This is a genomic window from Emticicia sp. BO119 (assembly GCF_013912375.1).
Taxonomy (GTDB): Bacteria; Bacteroidota; Bacteroidia; order Cytophagales; family Spirosomataceae; genus Emticicia.
The window spans coordinates 415,208-433,707 of record NZ_JACETV010000003.1 but is presented as its reverse complement, the minus strand read 5'-3'; the positions used below and the strand labels follow the sequence as shown (position 1 = coordinate 433,707).

General features: G+C 39.4%; 21 protein-coding genes. 12 read left to right on the top strand and 9 right to left on the bottom strand.

Features of this window, described 5'->3' with window-relative positions:
- Positions 1-114: 114 nt before the first annotated feature.
- The 6 genes from H1R81_RS13305 to H1R81_RS13280 form a co-directional block, all read right to left on the bottom strand.
- Complete coding sequence (locus H1R81_RS13305; RefSeq protein WP_181841215.1) at positions 115-1,575, bottom strand: TolC family protein; 1,461 nt, start codon at positions 1,573-1,575, stop codon at positions 115-117.
- Between the two features lie 303 nt (positions 1,576-1,878).
- A complete protein-coding gene (locus H1R81_RS13300) occupies positions 1,879-3,126 on the bottom strand; it encodes an efflux RND transporter periplasmic adaptor subunit (protein WP_181841214.1) in 1,248 nt (415 codons plus the stop codon).
- 339 nt (positions 3,127-3,465) lie between these two features.
- Complete coding sequence (locus H1R81_RS13295; protein WP_181841213.1) at positions 3,466-4,011, bottom strand: hypothetical protein; 546 nt, start codon at positions 4,009-4,011, stop codon at positions 3,466-3,468.
- A gap of 23 nt (positions 4,012-4,034) precedes the next feature.
- Complete coding sequence (locus H1R81_RS13290; protein WP_181841212.1) at positions 4,035-4,442, bottom strand: hypothetical protein; 408 nt, start codon at positions 4,440-4,442, stop codon at positions 4,035-4,037.
- 38 nt (positions 4,443-4,480) lie between these two features.
- On the bottom strand, positions 4,481-5,080 hold the full coding sequence (locus tag H1R81_RS13285; RefSeq protein WP_181841211.1) for an SHOCT domain-containing protein: 600 nt from the start codon (positions 5,078-5,080) through the stop codon (positions 4,481-4,483).
- 18 nt (positions 5,081-5,098) lie between these two features.
- On the bottom strand, positions 5,099-5,329 hold the full coding sequence (locus H1R81_RS13280) for a hypothetical protein (RefSeq protein ID WP_181841210.1): 231 nt from the start codon (positions 5,327-5,329) through the stop codon (positions 5,099-5,101).
- Positions 5,330-5,779: 450 nt separating this feature from the next.
- On the opposite strand from H1R81_RS13280, the gene H1R81_RS13275 reads away from it, so the two are divergent.
- The 4 genes from H1R81_RS13275 to H1R81_RS13260 all read left to right on the top strand — a co-directional run bounded on the left by H1R81_RS13275 (position 5,780) and on the right by H1R81_RS13260 (position 8,993).
- A complete protein-coding gene (locus H1R81_RS13275) occupies positions 5,780-6,283 on the top strand; it encodes an antitoxin Xre/MbcA/ParS toxin-binding domain-containing protein (protein WP_220275221.1) in 504 nt (167 codons plus the stop codon).
- A gap of 1 nt (position 6,284) precedes the next feature.
- On the top strand, positions 6,285-6,743 hold the full coding sequence (locus H1R81_RS13270) for an RES family NAD+ phosphorylase (protein ID WP_181841209.1): 459 nt from the start codon (positions 6,285-6,287) through the stop codon (positions 6,741-6,743).
- A gap of 105 nt (positions 6,744-6,848) precedes the next feature.
- Positions 6,849-7,250, top strand: coding sequence for a VanZ family protein (locus H1R81_RS13265; RefSeq protein ID WP_181841208.1), 402 nt, complete (start codon positions 6,849-6,851; stop codon positions 7,248-7,250).
- Between the two features lie 162 nt (positions 7,251-7,412).
- Positions 7,413-8,993: a hypothetical protein gene (locus H1R81_RS13260; protein ID WP_181841207.1), complete on the top strand. Its 1,581-nt coding sequence runs from the start codon at positions 7,413-7,415 to the stop codon at positions 8,991-8,993.
- 136 nt (positions 8,994-9,129) lie between these two features.
- On the opposite strand, the gene H1R81_RS13255 is transcribed toward H1R81_RS13260, so the two are convergent.
- On the bottom strand, positions 9,130-9,915 hold the full coding sequence (locus tag H1R81_RS13255; protein ID WP_181841206.1) for a hypothetical protein: 786 nt from the start codon (positions 9,913-9,915) through the stop codon (positions 9,130-9,132).
- A 123-nt stretch (positions 9,916-10,038) separates the two neighbouring features.
- On the opposite strand from H1R81_RS13255, the gene H1R81_RS13250 reads away from it, so the two are divergent.
- From H1R81_RS13250 to H1R81_RS13220, 7 genes are all read left to right on the top strand, one after another.
- Positions 10,039-10,287, top strand: a complete 249-nt coding sequence (locus H1R81_RS13250; RefSeq protein ID WP_181841205.1) for a hypothetical protein — start codon at positions 10,039-10,041, stop codon at positions 10,285-10,287.
- A 37-nt stretch (positions 10,288-10,324) separates the two neighbouring features.
- A complete protein-coding gene (locus H1R81_RS13245; RefSeq protein ID WP_181841204.1) occupies positions 10,325-10,486 on the top strand; it encodes a hypothetical protein in 162 nt (53 codons plus the stop codon).
- A gap of 79 nt (positions 10,487-10,565) precedes the next feature.
- The gene (locus tag H1R81_RS13240; protein WP_181841203.1) at positions 10,566-10,829 is read left to right on the top strand and encodes a hypothetical protein; all 264 of its coding nucleotides are present in this window, start codon (positions 10,566-10,568) and stop codon (positions 10,827-10,829) included.
- Positions 10,830-10,912: 83 nt separating this feature from the next.
- Complete coding sequence (locus H1R81_RS13235) at positions 10,913-11,812, top strand: hypothetical protein (protein ID WP_181841202.1); 900 nt, start codon at positions 10,913-10,915, stop codon at positions 11,810-11,812.
- On the top strand, positions 11,757-12,659 hold the full coding sequence (locus H1R81_RS13230; protein WP_181841201.1) for a hypothetical protein: 903 nt from the start codon (positions 11,757-11,759) through the stop codon (positions 12,657-12,659). The genes H1R81_RS13235 and H1R81_RS13230 overlap by 56 nt, the downstream gene beginning before the upstream one ends.
- 122 nt (positions 12,660-12,781) lie before the next feature.
- Positions 12,782-14,893 carry a hypothetical protein gene (locus H1R81_RS13225; RefSeq protein ID WP_181841200.1) on the top strand — a complete coding sequence of 704 codons (2,112 nt, stop codon included), beginning with the start codon at positions 12,782-12,784 and terminating at the stop codon, positions 14,891-14,893.
- A 591-nt stretch (positions 14,894-15,484) separates the two neighbouring features.
- Positions 15,485-15,913, top strand: coding sequence for a response regulator (locus H1R81_RS13220; RefSeq protein ID WP_181841199.1), 429 nt, complete (start codon positions 15,485-15,487; stop codon positions 15,911-15,913).
- A gap of 117 nt (positions 15,914-16,030) precedes the next feature.
- Here H1R81_RS13220 and add read toward each other — a convergent pair whose 3' ends face one another.
- A complete protein-coding gene (gene add, locus H1R81_RS13215; protein WP_229251121.1) occupies positions 16,031-17,083 on the bottom strand; it encodes an adenosine deaminase in 1,053 nt (350 codons plus the stop codon).
- Between the two features lie 192 nt (positions 17,084-17,275).
- Here add and H1R81_RS13210 point away from each other — a divergent pair, with 192 nt between their 5' ends.
- Positions 17,276-17,917, top strand: a complete 642-nt coding sequence (locus tag H1R81_RS13210; protein WP_181841198.1) for a Crp/Fnr family transcriptional regulator — start codon at positions 17,276-17,278, stop codon at positions 17,915-17,917.
- A 21-nt stretch (positions 17,918-17,938) separates the two neighbouring features.
- Here the strand turns inward: H1R81_RS13210 and H1R81_RS13205 are convergent, their stop codons facing one another.
- Positions 17,939-18,310: a DoxX family protein gene (locus H1R81_RS13205; RefSeq protein WP_255463127.1), complete on the bottom strand. Its 372-nt coding sequence runs from the start codon at positions 18,308-18,310 to the stop codon at positions 17,939-17,941.
- Positions 18,311-18,500 lie beyond the last annotated feature (190 nt).

The following is an 18,500-nucleotide window of genomic DNA, read 5'->3' as shown; positions in this document are numbered from 1 at the left end:
AGTGATTTTTTTTATTTAGTGATTAATTGCTTAGCGTGGCCTTCGACTCCGCTCAGACGCCGGCTAGGCTCTTCAAAAGTATTCACTCAACTAATCACTCAATCACTCAATCACTCAATTCTCTGCCAATAACTTCCGATTCCTTTCAAAATCATAGAGTGTCAGATAACGTAACTGGTAATGGGTTGACCAATAATCTTTCAGGGCATTGATATAATCGCGTTTGGCCTGGTCTTTTTCCTGAAACGCAATACTTAAATCTGTAATACTCAGGTTGCCCAGCACGTAGCGGTCTTGCGCAATCTGGTATTTTTCAGAGGCTATGCTATCAGCCCGCGAGGTCAGGCTTAATTGATTGCGCAGCATCTCAAAAAGCGTTACCTGTGTATAAATCTCCTGCCTGAAGGTCTGCTTCAATTGTTCAACGGTGTATTCAGTCAGTTTTTTCTGTGCTTCTGCCGTTTTGGTTCTCGATTTTGAACGCCCCCAGTCCAGAATCGGAATATCCAGTTGTAATTGTACTGTTTCCTGGCTCTGCGGTTTCTGATACAGCTCAGGGATTGTCAGCCCTCTGTTCGAAAACCCCAGGGTAGCCGTAAGGGTCATATTCAACCCATTGTCTCCGATGGCTTTAGACACCGCGCGGTCGGCCTCTAAAAGCAGGCGACGGAACGCCACAGCATCCGAACGATTTTCAAAGGCCTGTTCCAACGCTATCTGATTAGAGATAGGAATAGCCGATGTTTCGGCAGGTACTACCAGTTCCAGACGTGTATCTGTCTGCAAACCGATATAGGCTTTCAGGTTGAGTGTGGCAATTTCCAAATCTCTTTTGGCAGTACCAATAGCCTTTTGTGCCTTCAGCGATTCCAGTTGCAATTGCAGGATCTCGTTGCGGGTCGTTTTGCCGATGTCATATTTTTCGTTGGCAATTTTTACAATCGTTTCAGTATTACTCAGGTTGGTTTCTGCAATTTGCAGGTTCACCTGCGCCAGCAAAAGATTGAAAAAGTATTCCGTCGATTTTACCGCTATGCGCTCCAGCGATTCGATGAATACCTGACGGCTCTCGTCGTATTTCAGCGGCTCAATTTTTTTATCCCACTTCATGGGGTTAAATCTGAGTATGGGCTGCGAGTAGCCCACAGCAAAAGGTGTACTGTTATAAAGTGTATTTTTGCGGGCAAAATCATCAAAACGCTGCAATTCGGTGGTGGCATAGATTTGCCCGCCCGTTTGCATTACCGACTGGCTCAAAGATAAGTTGAGTGAGGAGTTGTTGTAGCGGACAGGCTGGAACTGGATAGTACCATCTGGTTGCACAACCTGCACAAACGAGCGGGTGAAAGCCGGCAGATTGCCATTTAAAGTCAACTGAGGTTTGTAGTTCGACTGAAACGTGCGCCACTCCCAGTATTTTGTTTCTTTGGTAGTAGCTGCCTGCCGTGCCGCGATAGACTGACCCTTGGCCATCTCTACCACTTCGGGTAGCGTGAGCCTTGTAACCCCCTGTGCCTGTGCTGCATAGGAGTGGGTCAGGAGATATGTAATGAGTATGCAAATTAGCTTTTTCATAATAAATTATAATCACAAAGAATAATACAAACCGCCCGGAAAAAATTGACAACTGAAAATTGTATCCTTAAAACATCATTCCCTGTCTGAGCACAATTAAAAATCTGGATATTGTCTATATATTAAGAAAAGACTAAAGGATTTTTAATTGTGTGAGTTTAAATGATGGCTGCTTTTTTGGTTACTTTTTTTCAGCTAAAAAAGTAACATCCCGAGACTATGAATACAAAATAGTTTAGGGTAAATTCTATAATCCAACCACACTATATGGATTTTTTCGTGATAATAAATACACAATTTAGCCTACTTAATCTCCAGTTCTTTAGTATTCTTGTATTCGCTCAGGTCTGAAATAATCACCGTTTCACCGGGTTTGATGCCCTCTGTAATCTCCACGTAATCAAAGTTGGCAAGACCCAGTTTTACCGTCCGTTTTTCGGCTTTGCCGTCTTTTCTCAGCACGAACAAATCCTGCATTGTTGCCCCTTTAAACGCCGGGCCATTGGCTACCCGCACCACATTCTGCTGGGCGGCAGTTACCAGAAAAACCTCTACTTTCAGTTTCGGGCGAAGCAAATCGGTGTTTTTGCTATCAAGTGCCACATCAAAACTCAGGATATTGTTTTGCACCGATGGCTGAATATTGGTCAGGCTACCGCGCAGTTGCGTATCATTAATGCGGATAATGACGGGCATCCCGATTTTTACCTGCTCGGCATAATTATCAGAGATAGACCCGATAATCTTGAAGCTCCCCAGATCAGCCAGACGTGCCAGGATTTCACCCTCCGATACCTTAGAACCTAAGTTTTTGTTCACATACGTAAGCACCCCCGGGCGGTTGGCAATGATATTGGCCTTTTGCAATTTGCTCTGGTACTCCATCAGTTGTTTTTCCTGAATCTGTGCCGATAACTCCGAATCCTTAATATCAGCCCGCATCGTTTGCTGCTTGATTCTGATGTCATTTTCCAGTTGTTTTTTCTCTAATTCGGCTATTCTAAGATTCATTTCTGCCGTTTCGATGGCCTCGCGGGTACCACCTCCGGCTTTTTGCAGGCGTTTGGCATTTTCAACATCAGCACGTAGGCTCGTAATCTTCATGGCTTTGATTGAGTCATCAATTTTCAGGTCATAGAAACTTTTGTCTAAATCAAGGCGCAGTTTCACCACTTTGTTTTTCTTGAGTTCTACCTCATCCTTTTCTTTGTCGAAAGTCAGTTGTGTAGCTTCTTTGTCCAGTTCCAGAATCTTCTCTCCGGCTTTTACGGTGCTTCCGGCATCGAGCAATACCTGCTGAATCACCGCCGTGATAGGGCTGGTAATCACCTGCTCAAATTCGGGCTGAACCTCCCCCGATGCCGTGAGCGTATTTTCTACATCTCCCATTTCGGCCACCGCTGTTCTGATTTCAGATTTGCTGATAGAAGACGAAAGTGTATTTCTGAGCCACCAGACAATCAGCAGAATGACGACAAGCGCCACGAAGCCAATCAGCCAGTTTTTACTTTTCTGTTTCCGAACCTCTTGTATTGAGATTTCCTTATCCATAGCTTTTTCAAATTTTGTATATGTGTTGAGGCTTATTGCTTTGCCTACTGTGTCACGCTTCTACTCGTCCGAATGCGAGCGTGGCACGGTTAGCTTAGCTTACTGTATCTGTTCATTTTTGAAACAAATACAATAGAAGTCCTCCAATCAACGTGCCAAATGATAATTGATTGATAGTGAGAGGTTTAAGTATTTTTGTGATTTGAAAAAGTGTCCGATAATGGGACGGAGTGTGCGGTTTTGGGAATGGGGGGTATAGTATGCTTATTCTTGGAAGGGAAGGGGCATAATAGGGTATAGATAAAAATGTTAATTCTTTATAAATAAAGATTAGAAATGTTATTTCTTTTTTAAGTTCGTCAATGAGTCCATACTTTGGTGGAGCTGTGCTTGATTTCGAGTAGTGTTATATTTACTTTCAGATTCCTTATTTAGTTTTTCAATAGTCTTTATAAGCTCTTCATTAATTTTGTCTTGTTTATTGTTTTGATACAAAGAATAAATAGTTACGATTATTGAAATAATTAGTGAACCTATTCCAGCAATTCCACCCCAAAAACTTCCCTTAGCATCTTGTGTGGAAAGTTTATTTTGCTTTTCTTTTTCCTTTTTAATTATATCTAAATAATTTGAATAAGTTTTAAATTCTTTAACAAATTCTAAGCCTCTTGCATTTGGATAAAGGATAAAATCTGCTCCTGCTTGCGTTGAAACATTAATCATTTCAAATAAGCCTAATTGTATTAATTTATCCCGAAGTATGTATGAATTGCGATTATTATACTCATAATCTAATTCTTCTAAAATCGTAGAAATGTGACCCATTTCTTTGTTTTGGTTATACATATAATCTAATAGTATGTCTACAGCCTGTGTTAAATCCATTTATATATGGTAAAATTAGCACATTAATTATTTCGTAAAACCTTTAATAAAGATTGTATTCTATTAAGGAAGTTGAGGTTTTCTCCACCTCTAAAAATATAATAATCCATTAAAAGGATTAGTATTCTTTCGTTGAATTCAGAATGTAATCCTTCATTGACATTTTCTTTAATATCATCTAAGTTTTCAGAATAATATCTAAACATACTTGATATTGTACCTGTAAAATCATCCATTTCAGAGATTAGTCGAAAAGTAGCGTGCATCCTTAATTTTCGAAGTTCTGTAATGTCGCTTACTATTTCATTAGATGGATTTAAAATTCCATAGTGTTCTTCACTTTTAATCATTTCAGTTAAATTATGAATGTGACTTTCAAGGTTCTTACCCTCTTTAATATCAATTCTAATTTCTTCTAATAAATTTTCCATAAGGATTAGATATAAAAACAAGTATTTAGCTCAACTCACTACTCCACTTTTAATAATCTCATATTCTTATCATAACTGAATAGCTTTTCGTCGGTAACTACAGCATTAAAAGAGTTTGTGCCTCTATATTTGATATATACCTGTATATGTGGAAAATTCCTCTTCTTTAAATCCTTCTTTTCTTTTATTACGAAATATTCTTTGTGGGCAACTTCATCATAGCTATCAGGATTTTTCATTGATTGCTTTATTGCTAATTTGGAAGCTACGTATAGTTTGATAATTGTGTCTTTTCGCGCTTTAGCCAAATCATTTTCTTTTTCCACTTCTGCTTGCGCTTTTGCAGTAGAATCTTGTTGCCTTTTCTCAATCGCTAATTCTTCCGGCGTCATAAACAGGCGCGAAACTCCTGTAGCAATAACACCAATAAAGAAAAAACCACCAATCCCCAATATTAGGTATTTGGTAAAGTTTCCTGTCTTTTTGGCTTCAATCACTTTACCACTCGAAGACACAATCACTGGCCTTTTATCTCCAAGTATTTCACGCTTTTGTTTTTCAAACTCTACCTCACTTATTATCCCATCTTTTCGTAAAGTATTTAACTTATGCAGTTTGTCTATTTGTTCATCAGTCATTGAAATAGTATTATTAGGTTATTTATTCAACAATTCATTAATCTCATCATCAGTAGCACCATTCTTTTTGGCTATTAGTTTCAATAATCCAATAATAAGTATTTGGTTATTAAAAATGCCTGTAGAACGAGAAGCATATCGAATTACTGAATACAAGATTATTATCCAAATAATTAAAGCAATAACAGAAAAGATTAGCATACCTTCAAAAGCGTTCCGATAGGGATTTTGATAGTCTAATTGTTCCATTTTAATAGAAGTTTATGTTAATAATCAAACAGTCAGTTTTGTAAAGTAATCTTGAAATTGCACTTAATTCCATTAATAATTATATGCAAATTTTATTGAAGATAAATAGTCACGAACTAAATAAAAAGATACTCACTTCACTAATCAGGCAACCTTATTTTAATTCTTCAATTTTCCCTGATTACTTTCTTAGAGATTTATTACAGCAAATTTAAGTATCTCCGATAGTCTTAATTCAAAATTATAAAACTGGATCGCAATTTCATATAATACGTGCTAATTTATTTTTCGGATTAATCTAATTTTGTTATAAATAAAAGAAGGAGTGCAACTTCTGTATTTTTCCTACCTCAACTTCTCCTTTCCAAAATAATCCCCCAACTAAAACTCACCTCCATTAACAAAATCCCTCTTGCAATATCAGGATATTTGTCCTATATTTACAGACAAATGTCCGAACAGCCTGTTATGGTAACTGCAAAATCAACTATCGAACATAAACTGGATAAAGAAATTACTTCATTCCTACGGCAATCGCCCGTTAAGGTCAAGTCTATTACTTATGAAGATTTCCTGTCCGACAAGATGCTTATCATCTTTGCCATAAGAACGGGCATACCTTATTCCCTCTTTGATCTGATTCAGGATTATACCCCTCTGACAGAAAACGACTGGGCAGATTTTCTGGATATTTCAACCAAATCATTACATCGATACAAATCGGCAGAGAATTACTCTTTCAAGTCGATTCACTCAGAGAAAATAATTGAAGTGGCCGAGGTCACTAAGATGGGGTTGGAGGTTTTTGGCAATATGGAGAAACTCCGGCTCTGGCTCAATACCCCCAATTATGCTTTAGGTAGTTTAAAACCTATTGAACTACTAAAAGATTCTTACGGAAAAGACCTTGTAATGAGTGAATTAATTCATATTAACCACGGAATATTGGTATAATATGGAGGTGTACAGACTTTCAAGAGAGAAATATGCAAGTCCGTTGTCAGGAAAAGGAGCCGCTATTAAAGGGGCAAGATGGAATTCGACTGGAATTGAATTGATTTATACAGCCGAAAACCGATCGTTGGCTATGGCAGAAGTGGCAGTCCATTTTACATTGGCTACCCTGCCAGATGATTACGTGATGATTAGCATCAATATTCCTGATGAAGTAGCTTTTACACAAGTGCAGGAGTCTGATTTACCACCCAACTGGAAAGATTTTCCTCACCCTGCCTCCACCCAGAAATTCGGTGACGACATTGTATTGGAAAACAAATATTGTGTTTTAATGATACCTTCGGTTGTTACGCAGGGAGACTTTAATGTACTCATCAACCCCAACCACAAAGATTTTGTTAAAATTGCTATTACTGCAATTGAGAAGTTTCCGTTTGACAAGCGGATATTCAAATGAAATTGGGGGCTATGCTTTTCCTGAAAAGGTTTGGGTAAAAAATTTTCTCAAACTGCTCTTCTCATAGTACCTTAGCAAATCCTTAACCACCTTAGCAAACCCACTATGGAAATCAAAGAAGGCGTTATAGCCATCCTTTCTCATAAATATTCTGCGTTTTTTATTAGTACCATGATATTTTTGCTATTCTCTATGCCTACCAGAGGAATCACCAGAGGCATGGCGAGCAGAGGTGTAAAAGTAACGGGTCATCTCGACAAAGTGGCGCATTTTGTGGCATTTGCTGCGTGGGCATTCTGCTGGCAGTTTGTCTTTAAAAACTACCTCCAAACCTTTCTGATAGGTATAGTATATGGAATGTTATTGGAAGTGTGGCAGGATAACCTGCCCGGCAAATACAGACGAACTTTCAGTTGGTATGATGGCCTGGCAGATGCCCTGGGCGTAGTAGGTGGATTGCTGATGTATTATATTATACAGCTATTCATACTAATAGAGGCTCCCTGACACATCAGCACAACATACCTGCTTCATTGCAATTCTAACAAAAACGGCTCAATAGCAATCTTTCGTCATTCAAAGGATGTTTTCTGTGGTTTGGCTCATAATTTTTTAGGGGTAGTAATTCAGCGTATAGTTTTGGGTATTCATCCATATTTAATACGCTTTATGAAATCTCATTACTTCGCCCGTCCGGTTATCAGATACACTATCAGAACCGTATCAGTATTTGTTTTGCTTGCCATTAGTTCTATGGCTTTTGCTCAGAGTGTTACAATCCTGCCCAACGGCATAACCCCCAGTCAGGGCGGTGTGCCACGCCTCTCTTATGAAGCTATTATGGCCATACCTTCGCCTCAAAAAGGTGATATGGCCTATGACCTGACCTTTAATACCCTTCGCTTGTATAAAAAAAACCAATGGGTTAAGGTATTAACCGGTGCCGACATTACGAATCCGTCAATGATTGCCTGGCAGGTGCGTGATTATTTTGCGTCATCGGTCAATGCTGTAGCTACCGATACCGCCGGAAATGTATATATAGCGGGCTTTTTTAACGGACCTGCTTATTTTGAGAATACAGTTATGAGTGCTGCAGAGGGCAGTGCGTGGTCGCTCTTTATTGCCAAATATAATAGTACCGGCAATCTGATATGGGTTCAGAGAGCAGGACACTCACCAGGGGTGATTCAAATCAATGAAATGGTGCTCGATGCCGCCGGAAATATTTATGTGGCCGGACTCTTCAATCAGAATGCAACTTTTGACGCAACTACGCTGACCAACGCAGGAATGACAGATATTTTTCTGGCCAAATATAATAGTACAGGAAATTTTCAGTGGGTACGAAAAGCAGGTGGGCCCGGCGAAGATGAGGCCAATGACCTGACTGTTGCCGACAATGGCGATATTTATATCTGTGGTTCCTATAAGAATAATGCTGTTTTTGGGCTGACAACCCTACCTTCAGCCGGTGGACAGGATATGTTTGTGGCCAGCTATAACAATGATGGCTTTTTTCAATGGGTACAGAAAGGAGGAGGTTCGGGTTCAGATATTGCCAGGAGTATTGTGGTAAACTCTGATGGAGATGTAACGGTGGCGGGCAATTTTCAGGGAAGTGCTACTTTCAGCACTAAATCGTTGACAAGCGCAGGAGGGTATGATATTTTTATGCTACGCTATAGTAGTGCAGGTGCTTTGGCATGGGCAAAGGGTATGGGAGGCACTGGCAATGATTATGGCAATGACTTATGCACAAATACAGCTAAAGAGCTATACATCGTAGGCGAATTTGAAGGCACAGCGAATATTGCCAATGAATCACTGACAAGCAAAGGTGGCTCTGATATATATGTAGCCAGGTTTTCAAATTTGGGTAATTCGCAGTGGGCGTTCAGAGACGGAGGGGTTAACAACGACTTCGTTAAATCGGTCTTTCTTGGTAATATGGGTAGTATTTATATTGCCGGAAGCTTCGTTGAGTCTACTCTTATCGGGGATACTGAACTAACCGGCAAAGGAGACCAGGATATTCTTGTTGCTAAATACGAATATATCTATGAAAAGAAATTTAAATGGGCACAATCAATGGGAAACACAGAACTGGACAGGGCTTTGAAGCTAACAGCCGATAGTAAAATGAATGTATATAGTGTAGGTACTTTTCTGAAGGAAGTGGTCTTTGGCGAAGATGTGCTTTCTACTAACTTCTCGAACAATGGTTTTGTAGTACGGCTCCGGGATTAGGCAATACCCGCAAGGCATCTCAAAAATCTCAGCCAACCAAACAGTGTTCCCTTCCAGTAAAATAAGCTATACATCTGCAAAGTCTCCCTCTCTTTCATGAAAGGGAGACTCTGGGCGGGTCGCACTGGGCCAGGTATCAGAATATCCGCCTCAAAACCTTAAAAATCTGATGCACTTCTCCCAGCGATAACTCAAAATCAGAATACTCCGGGCTGGGGTTGCGGGAGTGACAGGTGATGATGCCGCTTGATTTATCAAACGATACAATATCTTTAAACAGAATATTGCGCTCGGTCAGTATCACCCAGCCATAGCCATATTTGTCAATTTTCAGTCCGCCGTCAAACCAGCCACTTTTTTCTACTTCACGGCCCAGCACAATAGCTTTGTCGGGTGTGTCCGTCAGGCGGCCACCATTCATCGAATCTCCATATACTTTAAAGGCTAAATGAAACGCTGTGTCGAATTTCTCGACCACAAACGATACTAATTTCTCACTTTCATAGATGCGGGCTTCCGAGATTTCGTCCAGATACCGCGCATAGGCTTCATGGTTCAGCAAAGGCACTTCAATAATTATTTCGTCGTCTACTCTCGTAAAACGGTTTCCGTGTGTATTTATATATTCCTCAATGAGGTCATTCTCGTCCATCGACACCTCAAGGCTATCAACGGCATTGCGCTCAATCCTGAGCTTTCTTACCCGCTCATTCCGGCCTGTTGCCTGCAAACCAAACCCAAGCATAAATGTCTGAATTTTTTCCACAAGCTCATCTGTCAGGTTCCGTTCACCCTTATACAATTTGTACAACAGGCTCGTCGAAATCCCTAATCCTGTAGCAACCTCCTCAGTTTTAAGGCGTTGCTTTTTCTGAAAATCAATAAGGTTAATCACCTTATTATCAACATTTTGGGTTTTCATTGGTATAGATGCGCATAAATTGTGCAAATATTTTGTACAATTTATTGATTTTTGTATAAAAGTGCCATACATTTGTACAGTTCAATGACACATCTGTATTTTAGTACAAATCAAACAAAAAAAATGGACAACACAAAACCAAAATTATCACTTAATATAATTGCCCTTCCACCCAGCGTTTGTAAGATGTATCAGATACAATTATCAAAGCGCAAAGGGGCAAAAGAAAAGGCATTAGCCTATTCGGGCCTCAGTAGGTATTCCTACTTCAATATCATGAAAGGCGGCCATGCCAAACGCTCCACAGTGCAACGCGTAGTAAGCGCCAATCTCAAGGTTATCAAACTATTTATCAATCCCGAAAGCAGGTAATCAAAATTATTCTGAAACCTGAAAACCACACAATAAAATGCAACCACACAATCATTTCTCCGGCACACCATTGTTGCTGGCCGTCCTTTTGATAGTATCCATGCTGGCACTGATATTACTGCTGTCTGTCAGGGTTAATAATCCGGCAGAACAAAACCTTGATACTATTAACAAAAAGAAGGAGACACAAGGTATTTAGTTACAACTTTTTAAAACAACGAAACATTCATTCCGCCATCAGTAGTGAAATAACCCATAGTTCAAAAAGAGATGCTGAAATGAAAAAACCACACAAGACCATGATAACAGTAGAAGAACAAATCGACCAGTTAACCGAAGGCGACGAGATAATCGTTACTTCAAAACCCATACCAGTCTACCAGACACAGCCCTTGCCCGAACAGGGCAGATTTCTGCAACACCGGTTCACAGAATCTGACAAACACCCCCTCTGGATAGAGATTATCCAGCCAAGAGGCAACAGAAAAATAACCATGACATTCCCGATAGCCAATATTCAGGCAATTACAATTATTGAATGATTTTAGGCATTACGAAAAAATAATCACGGATCATATTGTTACAGCAATACATTCATTCACTATTTACCATTCACTCATTCACTATGAACGGTTATAACTTAACAAGACGCTGGTTTGACTGGGCCTTCGAAAATCCCGATCTCAACACACCTCTGCATACAGCCCTGTTTATGTGGGTGGTAGAAAAATGGAACAGGCTTGGGCAGAAAGATAAATTCGGACTCCCCACCTCAGAAGCAATGGAAGTGCTGAGTATCCGCTCTTACAAAACTTATAAAAAAGTATTTAATCAACTGATTGACTGGGGTTTTATTGCTGTATTGCAGGAGAGCAAAAACCAGTACACCTCTACAATTATTGCCCTGTCAGTATCTGACAATGCAACCGACAAAGCATTAGATAAAGCACTGACGATTCACACACCAAAGCAGGTTGAAAGCATCTCTCAAAGCATTAATAGGATAGATAAACAAGAAAGTAAAGAATTAAAAAAACCATTAAACAGAGAAACAGCCGGAACCGAAGTGTCAGTAACAGGGATAGTATCTGATGATGCCGTTAACCCGCCCACAGTATGCCCTCGACCCGAACAGCGAATGGATTGTGGCAACCGCCGCCCCGACGAAAAAACAATAGATTTCAGGACAATCTGGAACACCTACGATAAAAAAATAGGCGACCGCCAACGCTGCGAAAAAAAATGGAATGCGCTCAGCTATAAAGAAAAATGGCTGGCGTGGCAGCATATACCAGACTATGTACGCTCAACACCCGACAAAAAATACAGAGCTAATCTGGAAACCTACCTGAATCAGAAACGATGGAACAACGAAATCATTCATAACCATGCAAGACCAGGAAATAAATCTGCCACAGCCGCCGCAACATCGAGAACTGCGAAACCATTCCTTGAAAAACCAAGAAGCATTGGCGGAAACCCCATACGCAAAAATATTTTCGGAAAAGAAGAAACGCCTGTCTGATACCCTGCTGCCACACCTGAAAACTCTCTTTACAGAGGAAGCAAGGTTACATAAGGTAGACGCAACCTTGCTTGACAGAATGTTTGAAGCATTAGCGCACGATTTTGCCGGAAACTTCTATTATCAGGTAGCCTGCACAGTAGACGAGCAGAAAAAAGCAGAAGAACGCCGCCGGTACGAAGCCGCCGAAAAAGAACGATTAGAAGCCATGAAACCCTTACAACTGAGTTTTGATGAATTTAAAAACATAATAATAGCCAAATGGCGGTCTATTGTAACACAGGAGGATGCCCGGGCGCAATTTGCTATTGACCAGTACTGTGAAGCAGAATTACGTATGTTTTTAGAGTACTTTTATGGTCGTAACCTTTATGAAGGGATCGATACCCGCAAAGGGTTTTTAATTATGGGGCCGGTGGGTTGCCGCAAAACCTCTATGATGCAGGCCTTTCAGAACAACCCCTTTGCCTCATTCCGAATCGTTGAGGCGCAGGATATGGTGCAGGCCTACAAAGAAGCCGGAGACATGGCCTTCAACTACTTTTATATCTCCGACAAACGCAACAAATTCGGCCATGAGTCTTACGACATCTGTATCGACGAAGTAGGGCGTGAGGAAAGGAGCGTATTGGCCAAAGGAGCTTCTTTCTCCTCCACGCATATCAACTTTATAGAAGAATACATTTTCAGGCTCTATAAAAATCCCCGCCGCCTGCACCTCATCACCAACGCCACAAGCTACGAAGATCTGACCAGGACCTATTCAGAAGCCGCCGCCAGCCGCCTGCTAAAGTTGTTTAATGTCGTGATTTTCCCGGATAACAGCCCGAATTATCGGTTGGCGTAGGGTGTAAAGAATAGGTTTGGGTTATATTTATTTATATATGCCTTAAAATAAATTTCCTTGCTATCTTACTATAAAAATGATTAATGTTGTACTTATTTAAAGGATAAATTGAAAAATGTAAAATGAAAATATTTATACTGGTATTAATACTATTAAGCAATATTGTACGCACAAATGCCCAGGATGAAGTAGTAAACTATGATATTTCTTCAAATATACAGTTGGTTGGTCTGGCATATAATGCCCAGATTTGCACAGGAGAAGAAATAGAAATCAGACTCAATAATGTATCCATATCTACCACTAATACCCATTATAAATGGGCTAATTTTGATGATTGTATTGCCTATTATAATTTAAGTGTTGATTATCAGGAAGAAAACACATCATTGGTATGGAGTGGAGAGGGTATAAGATATGACCCTGCAAACCGAAATGTTGTATATGCAAGGCCAAATTCAGCTGGCGTTTATTCCGTAAAATGGGAAAGTATAGAGTTTTTTCCTGCTAATAAATGCAGGGGAGCTTATAAGAAAACTACACGGTATTCAGGTACTACAAGGCAGGTTAATATTATTCCACTGACACAAACCGCAGAAATCTCGGGCTATTCAACAAAATATCCGGGTACGTCTTCTAATGCCATAGCATTACAGGTTAATGGTTGTAGGGAAGATGAGTCTATTATCTGGCAATCAGCTTTAAGCAACTCAACTTATATTAATAACATTTACTATATTTTCGACACGGGTAGTTGTAATGAATATAAAGTAAGGTGTAATCAGCCCAGATGCAATTATCCTGAAAAATGGAGCAACCCGGTAAAACCTGCTAATTATTTCAAACCAAAAGATGCAGCTTACTCCTCTGAATATGCAAATTACCTGCAAAGAAAACTGAATGAAAGTATAAATAAACCAGAATTTTTATATAGGAAGCAATTTACCTGTATATATGATAAATCAGCTAATGAATATAATAAATCAGGTGATAATGGCTGGGGAGGTGGATTTGTGAAGCACCTTTTTGATAATATGGCTACACAGAGCCCGTGTGTATCAGGTATGGATAAAGAATGTACACCTGCACCATATTTACAAAAACTGGATTGCCTTAGCGAATTAGGCGACTATCATTTTGAAAAAGAACTAAGGCCATCCTTTTTTAATTACAATGTAAATACTGAGGAGGAAATAGCAAACTGGACTCATCAACATCAACAGTTTTTGACAAATGCAGTTGAGGCTTGTGTAGATGAAATTTTTACTGGAGATGACGTTTGGTCTGCGTTTAAAAGATGGGGTTTAAAACTGAATATTGTAGATGGGGCAAGTAGATTGAGAACCGAAGCACAAATTATGATAAGACTGAGGCTCGCTTACTCAAAACAAATTCAACAGCAAAATATAAGTAATATTGACATATTACCCGAGAATATTTTTTCGCCTCCACCAAGTAAGCAAGAATTGTTTTCAACTGAATTATTTAATGCAAGCAAGCTGAAAATAACTGCCGATACTAATTTCTTTGTTCAAGTAGGTAATAGCTATCAACTTAGAACCATTTTTGTAGACGATACTAACAATACAATTGATGTTACCCCAGGCTCATCTGGTACAACTTATATACTTAGCGTGGATACGACAGTTGCTACAATTTCCTCTAATGGACTTTTAAAGATAAAATCGACGACACAACCAATCATTAATGACCGACTGGTAATATTCGTGTATGCACAAAATAATGATATGATCGGGTTTGGGCAATTTGCCATTTATGATTTGGATAATGATAGCGATTATATTGTTAATTCATTTGAATCAAGGATAGGTTTAAATCCGAACGTAAAAAATGATGCAGAGACTTCTGACCTCGATTATGATGGTGTGTTAGATTTATTTGAGACTATAATTGGTAGTAATCCATTATCAAAGGATTCTGACAATGATGGATTCAGTGATGAAAGAGAATTGAAATCCCAGACCAACCTTTCAAATAGTAATTCATTCCCTATTCCTGTTTATAGCATAAACTCAGGGGATTGGAACAATCCTTTAGTATGGTCATGCGAATGCACACCTACCAGTTTAAATGATGTAATTATCAATGAGGGACATGCCATTATACTGCCACCAGACCTGAACGCCGAATCTAATACTATTCTCATTAAAACGGGAGCAGTTTTCAGCTCACCGATAGGTACTAAACTCAACATATTAAACCTTAATAAATAACTCGTTGGGTGAAATTAAAGTATATTATCCCTACGGGATACATTTTGTTGCGAAAGCTTATTTCTACTACCGATATATCGTCCCTACGGGACTAAAAAATATCCCGTAGGGATAATATATCGGTAGAAAAAATTAACAAAATTAGAAGCAAAGTCCCGTAGGGACGATATATTAAATTCTTTAAATAATTTCACCCAACGGGTTTAATAAATAGTATTTTCAGAAGCCGCCGCCAGCCGCCTGCTAAAGTTGTTTAATGTCGTGATTTTCCCGGATAACAGCCCGAATTATCGGTTAGTGTAGTTACGATGCAACGTTTATCCGAAATAGGGAAGAAGTGGTGGCCTGAAGATAGCCTGTTTAAAAGAAGAAACCCCACAATGATGAGTGACCAGACAAAACATTGTGTTGTTATGAGAAGCGTGCATGGGCAAAACGTTTTGTTAATAGTTAGAATGCTCTAACTTGATTTATCCCGATCAGCACAGAGAATAATACCAAAACATGGTTAGAACCCCTGATTTTTCCCAATCCGAAAAACAATTTACCCGTATATTGGTTAATGTTTGATGCAACCAATTAGAAAATTATATGGATAAAAGACCAGTAATATTGATTGAAGACGATGTTGATGATAAAATCTTTCTTGAAGATGCTTTTTCTGCATTAGAAGTAAAACACCCTTTAATATGGTTTGATGACTGCGAAGAAGCAAGAGATTACCTGTTTGCAACAAACGAGATTCCATTCTTGATTTTGTGTGACATTAATCTGCCCAAACAAACAGGTATAGAACTGAAAAGAGAAATACAGGCTGATGAGAAGCTCAGAAAAAAAAGTATCCCTTTTGTTTTCTATACCACGTCTGACCAGTCTGAATTAGTGAACGAAGCTTATCTGCAACTCAATGTACAAGGCTATGTGCAGAAAAGTACAGATTTTAAAACCATGAAGAGAAATATTCAGACCATACTCGACTATTGGGCCTTGTGTAAACACTCAAACAATACACAAAATTAAACCTGTTTGCTATCTATCAACCGTGTCTTTTATAGATGACACGGTTATTTTTTAAAATCTGTATGCCGACCCGTTAAATGTAACAGATTTCCGGCTTTTCGCCAGTAGTAGCTCATATTACTCCTGATAGCCTGCAAGCAGTTTTTTCCGCAGTTGAATTTTCTTCTCTTCCGGGATAAAAGCGTGTTTAAGGGCTTCCAGGTTACAATGAAGAAAATCATCTTTTCTCCAGCCGAATAATCGCTCCAGTGTCTGGTATTCGTCTGACAATGTAACATTAGATATGGCTCTGGCATCGGTGTTAATACTCATAGAAACACCACTTTTATAGATTTTATCGGCCGGGTGCTGTGCAATATTGTCAATTACGTTGGTCTGTACATTGCTTGTGGGGCATATCTCTAAATGTATATCTTCCTTTTTCAGAAACTGAATCAACTCAGGATCTTCAATGCTTCTTACGCCATGCCCGATTCGCGACGGACGCAGATGTTTTAGTGTTTCCCACACGCTCTCAGGCCCTTTGGCTTCTCCGGCGTGTGCTGTTACATTCAGTTGCTTTTCTCTGGCATAAACAAATGCTTCAACATGATTATCAATAGGATATCCGGCCTCATCGGCTGCTATATCAAACCCTGCCACATTGGTTCCTCTGAACGCTTCAACCAGTTTTACTGTCTGCATACTTTGTTGAGCCGTATAATGCCTGAGTGTGCAAAGAATAATTCCGGCTTCAACACCAGTTAAGGCAGTTCCCTCTTTTACAGCCTCATCTACTGCCCTCACAACCTCGTCTGGAGCCAGTCCTTTTTCGGTATGGAGCAGCGGTGCAAATCGTATTTCAGCATATAGTACATTGTCTTTTTTCAACCGTTGCATCAGGTCTAAAGTTACTAACCTGAGCTGCTCTCTGGTTTGCATTATTTCAAGGCTTTTCATTGCCCGTTTGATATAATCGGCAAGGTTGCTGCATTTGGGCGGAGCAATAAATGATTGCTGATAATCGGTATAACTTATCTCAGGCGCAATCTGATTCACAACCTCATAGCTCAACGAACAATCGAGGTGCAGGTGTAATTCAACTTTTGGTAATCGGGCATAATCAGTTTTTTTTACGCTTAGCATAGGTAAAATCATGTACCCTGCGATAGAAACAAAGGTTTTCAACATTTTAATAAAAGGTTTTAACATAATTCAGGAATTTTCTTCAGAGGCTTCCCTTATAGCCTTTATCATAGCTGATTTTTATAGAGTGCAGGAACCAATAAAAAACACCGCATTTTTCTATATTTGCTATTCAATAATACAAAGGTCTTGGTATTTGAAAAGCATTAAAAGGACATTTGTCCCGACCCTCAAAAAATGATACGCTACAACAATGATTTACTGAAGCTGATTTCTGAACTGGCTAAAACTGAGAAGGGTATTATTGAAAAAAACTATGCGCCAGACGAGAACATTATTCTGCAAAACGAAAAGTTATTTTATGTGTATATACTTAAGAGTGGGGTTGTTAAGTGTTATATTACTGAAAACAACGGAAAAGATTTTATACTGGAGTTTCTGGGTGAAGGTGAGATTATAGGCGAACTTGAAATTCTGAATAAAACAACAAGCCTGTCGAATGTAGTGAGTATTACTGACCTAAAGGTCTATAAAATACCCAGCAGTTATTTTATGGAAATGCTACAAAAAAACTGGAATTTTAATGAATTGGTGCTGAAAGTACTGGCTACCCGGTTAGTACAGACTGCCAGCCGCGCATCATATCAGCAGAATTATCCGCTCGAATATTCTATTCTGAAACTGGTTTATTTGTTTTCAAATCAGCCTCTGAAACTAAGAAAAATCGATCTGGCCGGTTATCTTGGTATTTCAACCCGCAGCCTCAACCGCACCTTGTTGTCGCTCTATAACAAGAATATTATCCACCCAGAAACGATGGATTTATTGGTAACTCCACAGGCAATTCTACAACTGCTGCAATCATTTGACCGAGGGTAAAGCCAGAGGGCTATCTTGTAGTTACTGTTTATGAATAATTGTTTTCTTACCCCTCACCCAGGCAATAAACCCTGCCATAAGCAATACAAAAACATTAAAACCAATCTGAGAGGACTCTCCTCTTGATACATGGAAAACAATGGCCGCCAGCATAAGTGCCAGAGTGCCACAAGCGGCATAGAGAGTCAATACCGGTCTGATAAGGAGTGCCATAGGTAAAACGAGACCCAACCCTGCCGCAAAATCAAAGACACCAGTGATTTTAGTGAGTAGGGGGTTATCGGCCGTCCAGGGCCACATTTGAGCAAGTTGGTCCATAGGTTCAAACCATTTCATACCTGCCGCCCAAATAAAAGTGATGGATAATAAAATTTGGCATAGCCATGAAGTCATGTTCAGGAGCTTAGAGTTTGTCTGGTGGGTTGTCATAATACTACAAATGCTATATTGTTTTAATTATGCCGCAAGATTACGTAATTTTGCTATCCGTATGATAGTACTATCCTTTAGGATAGCGCTATCATATAAGATAGCATCATAAAACGATACTTAAAATGCTCACAAATGGCACTTGCCCCAAAAC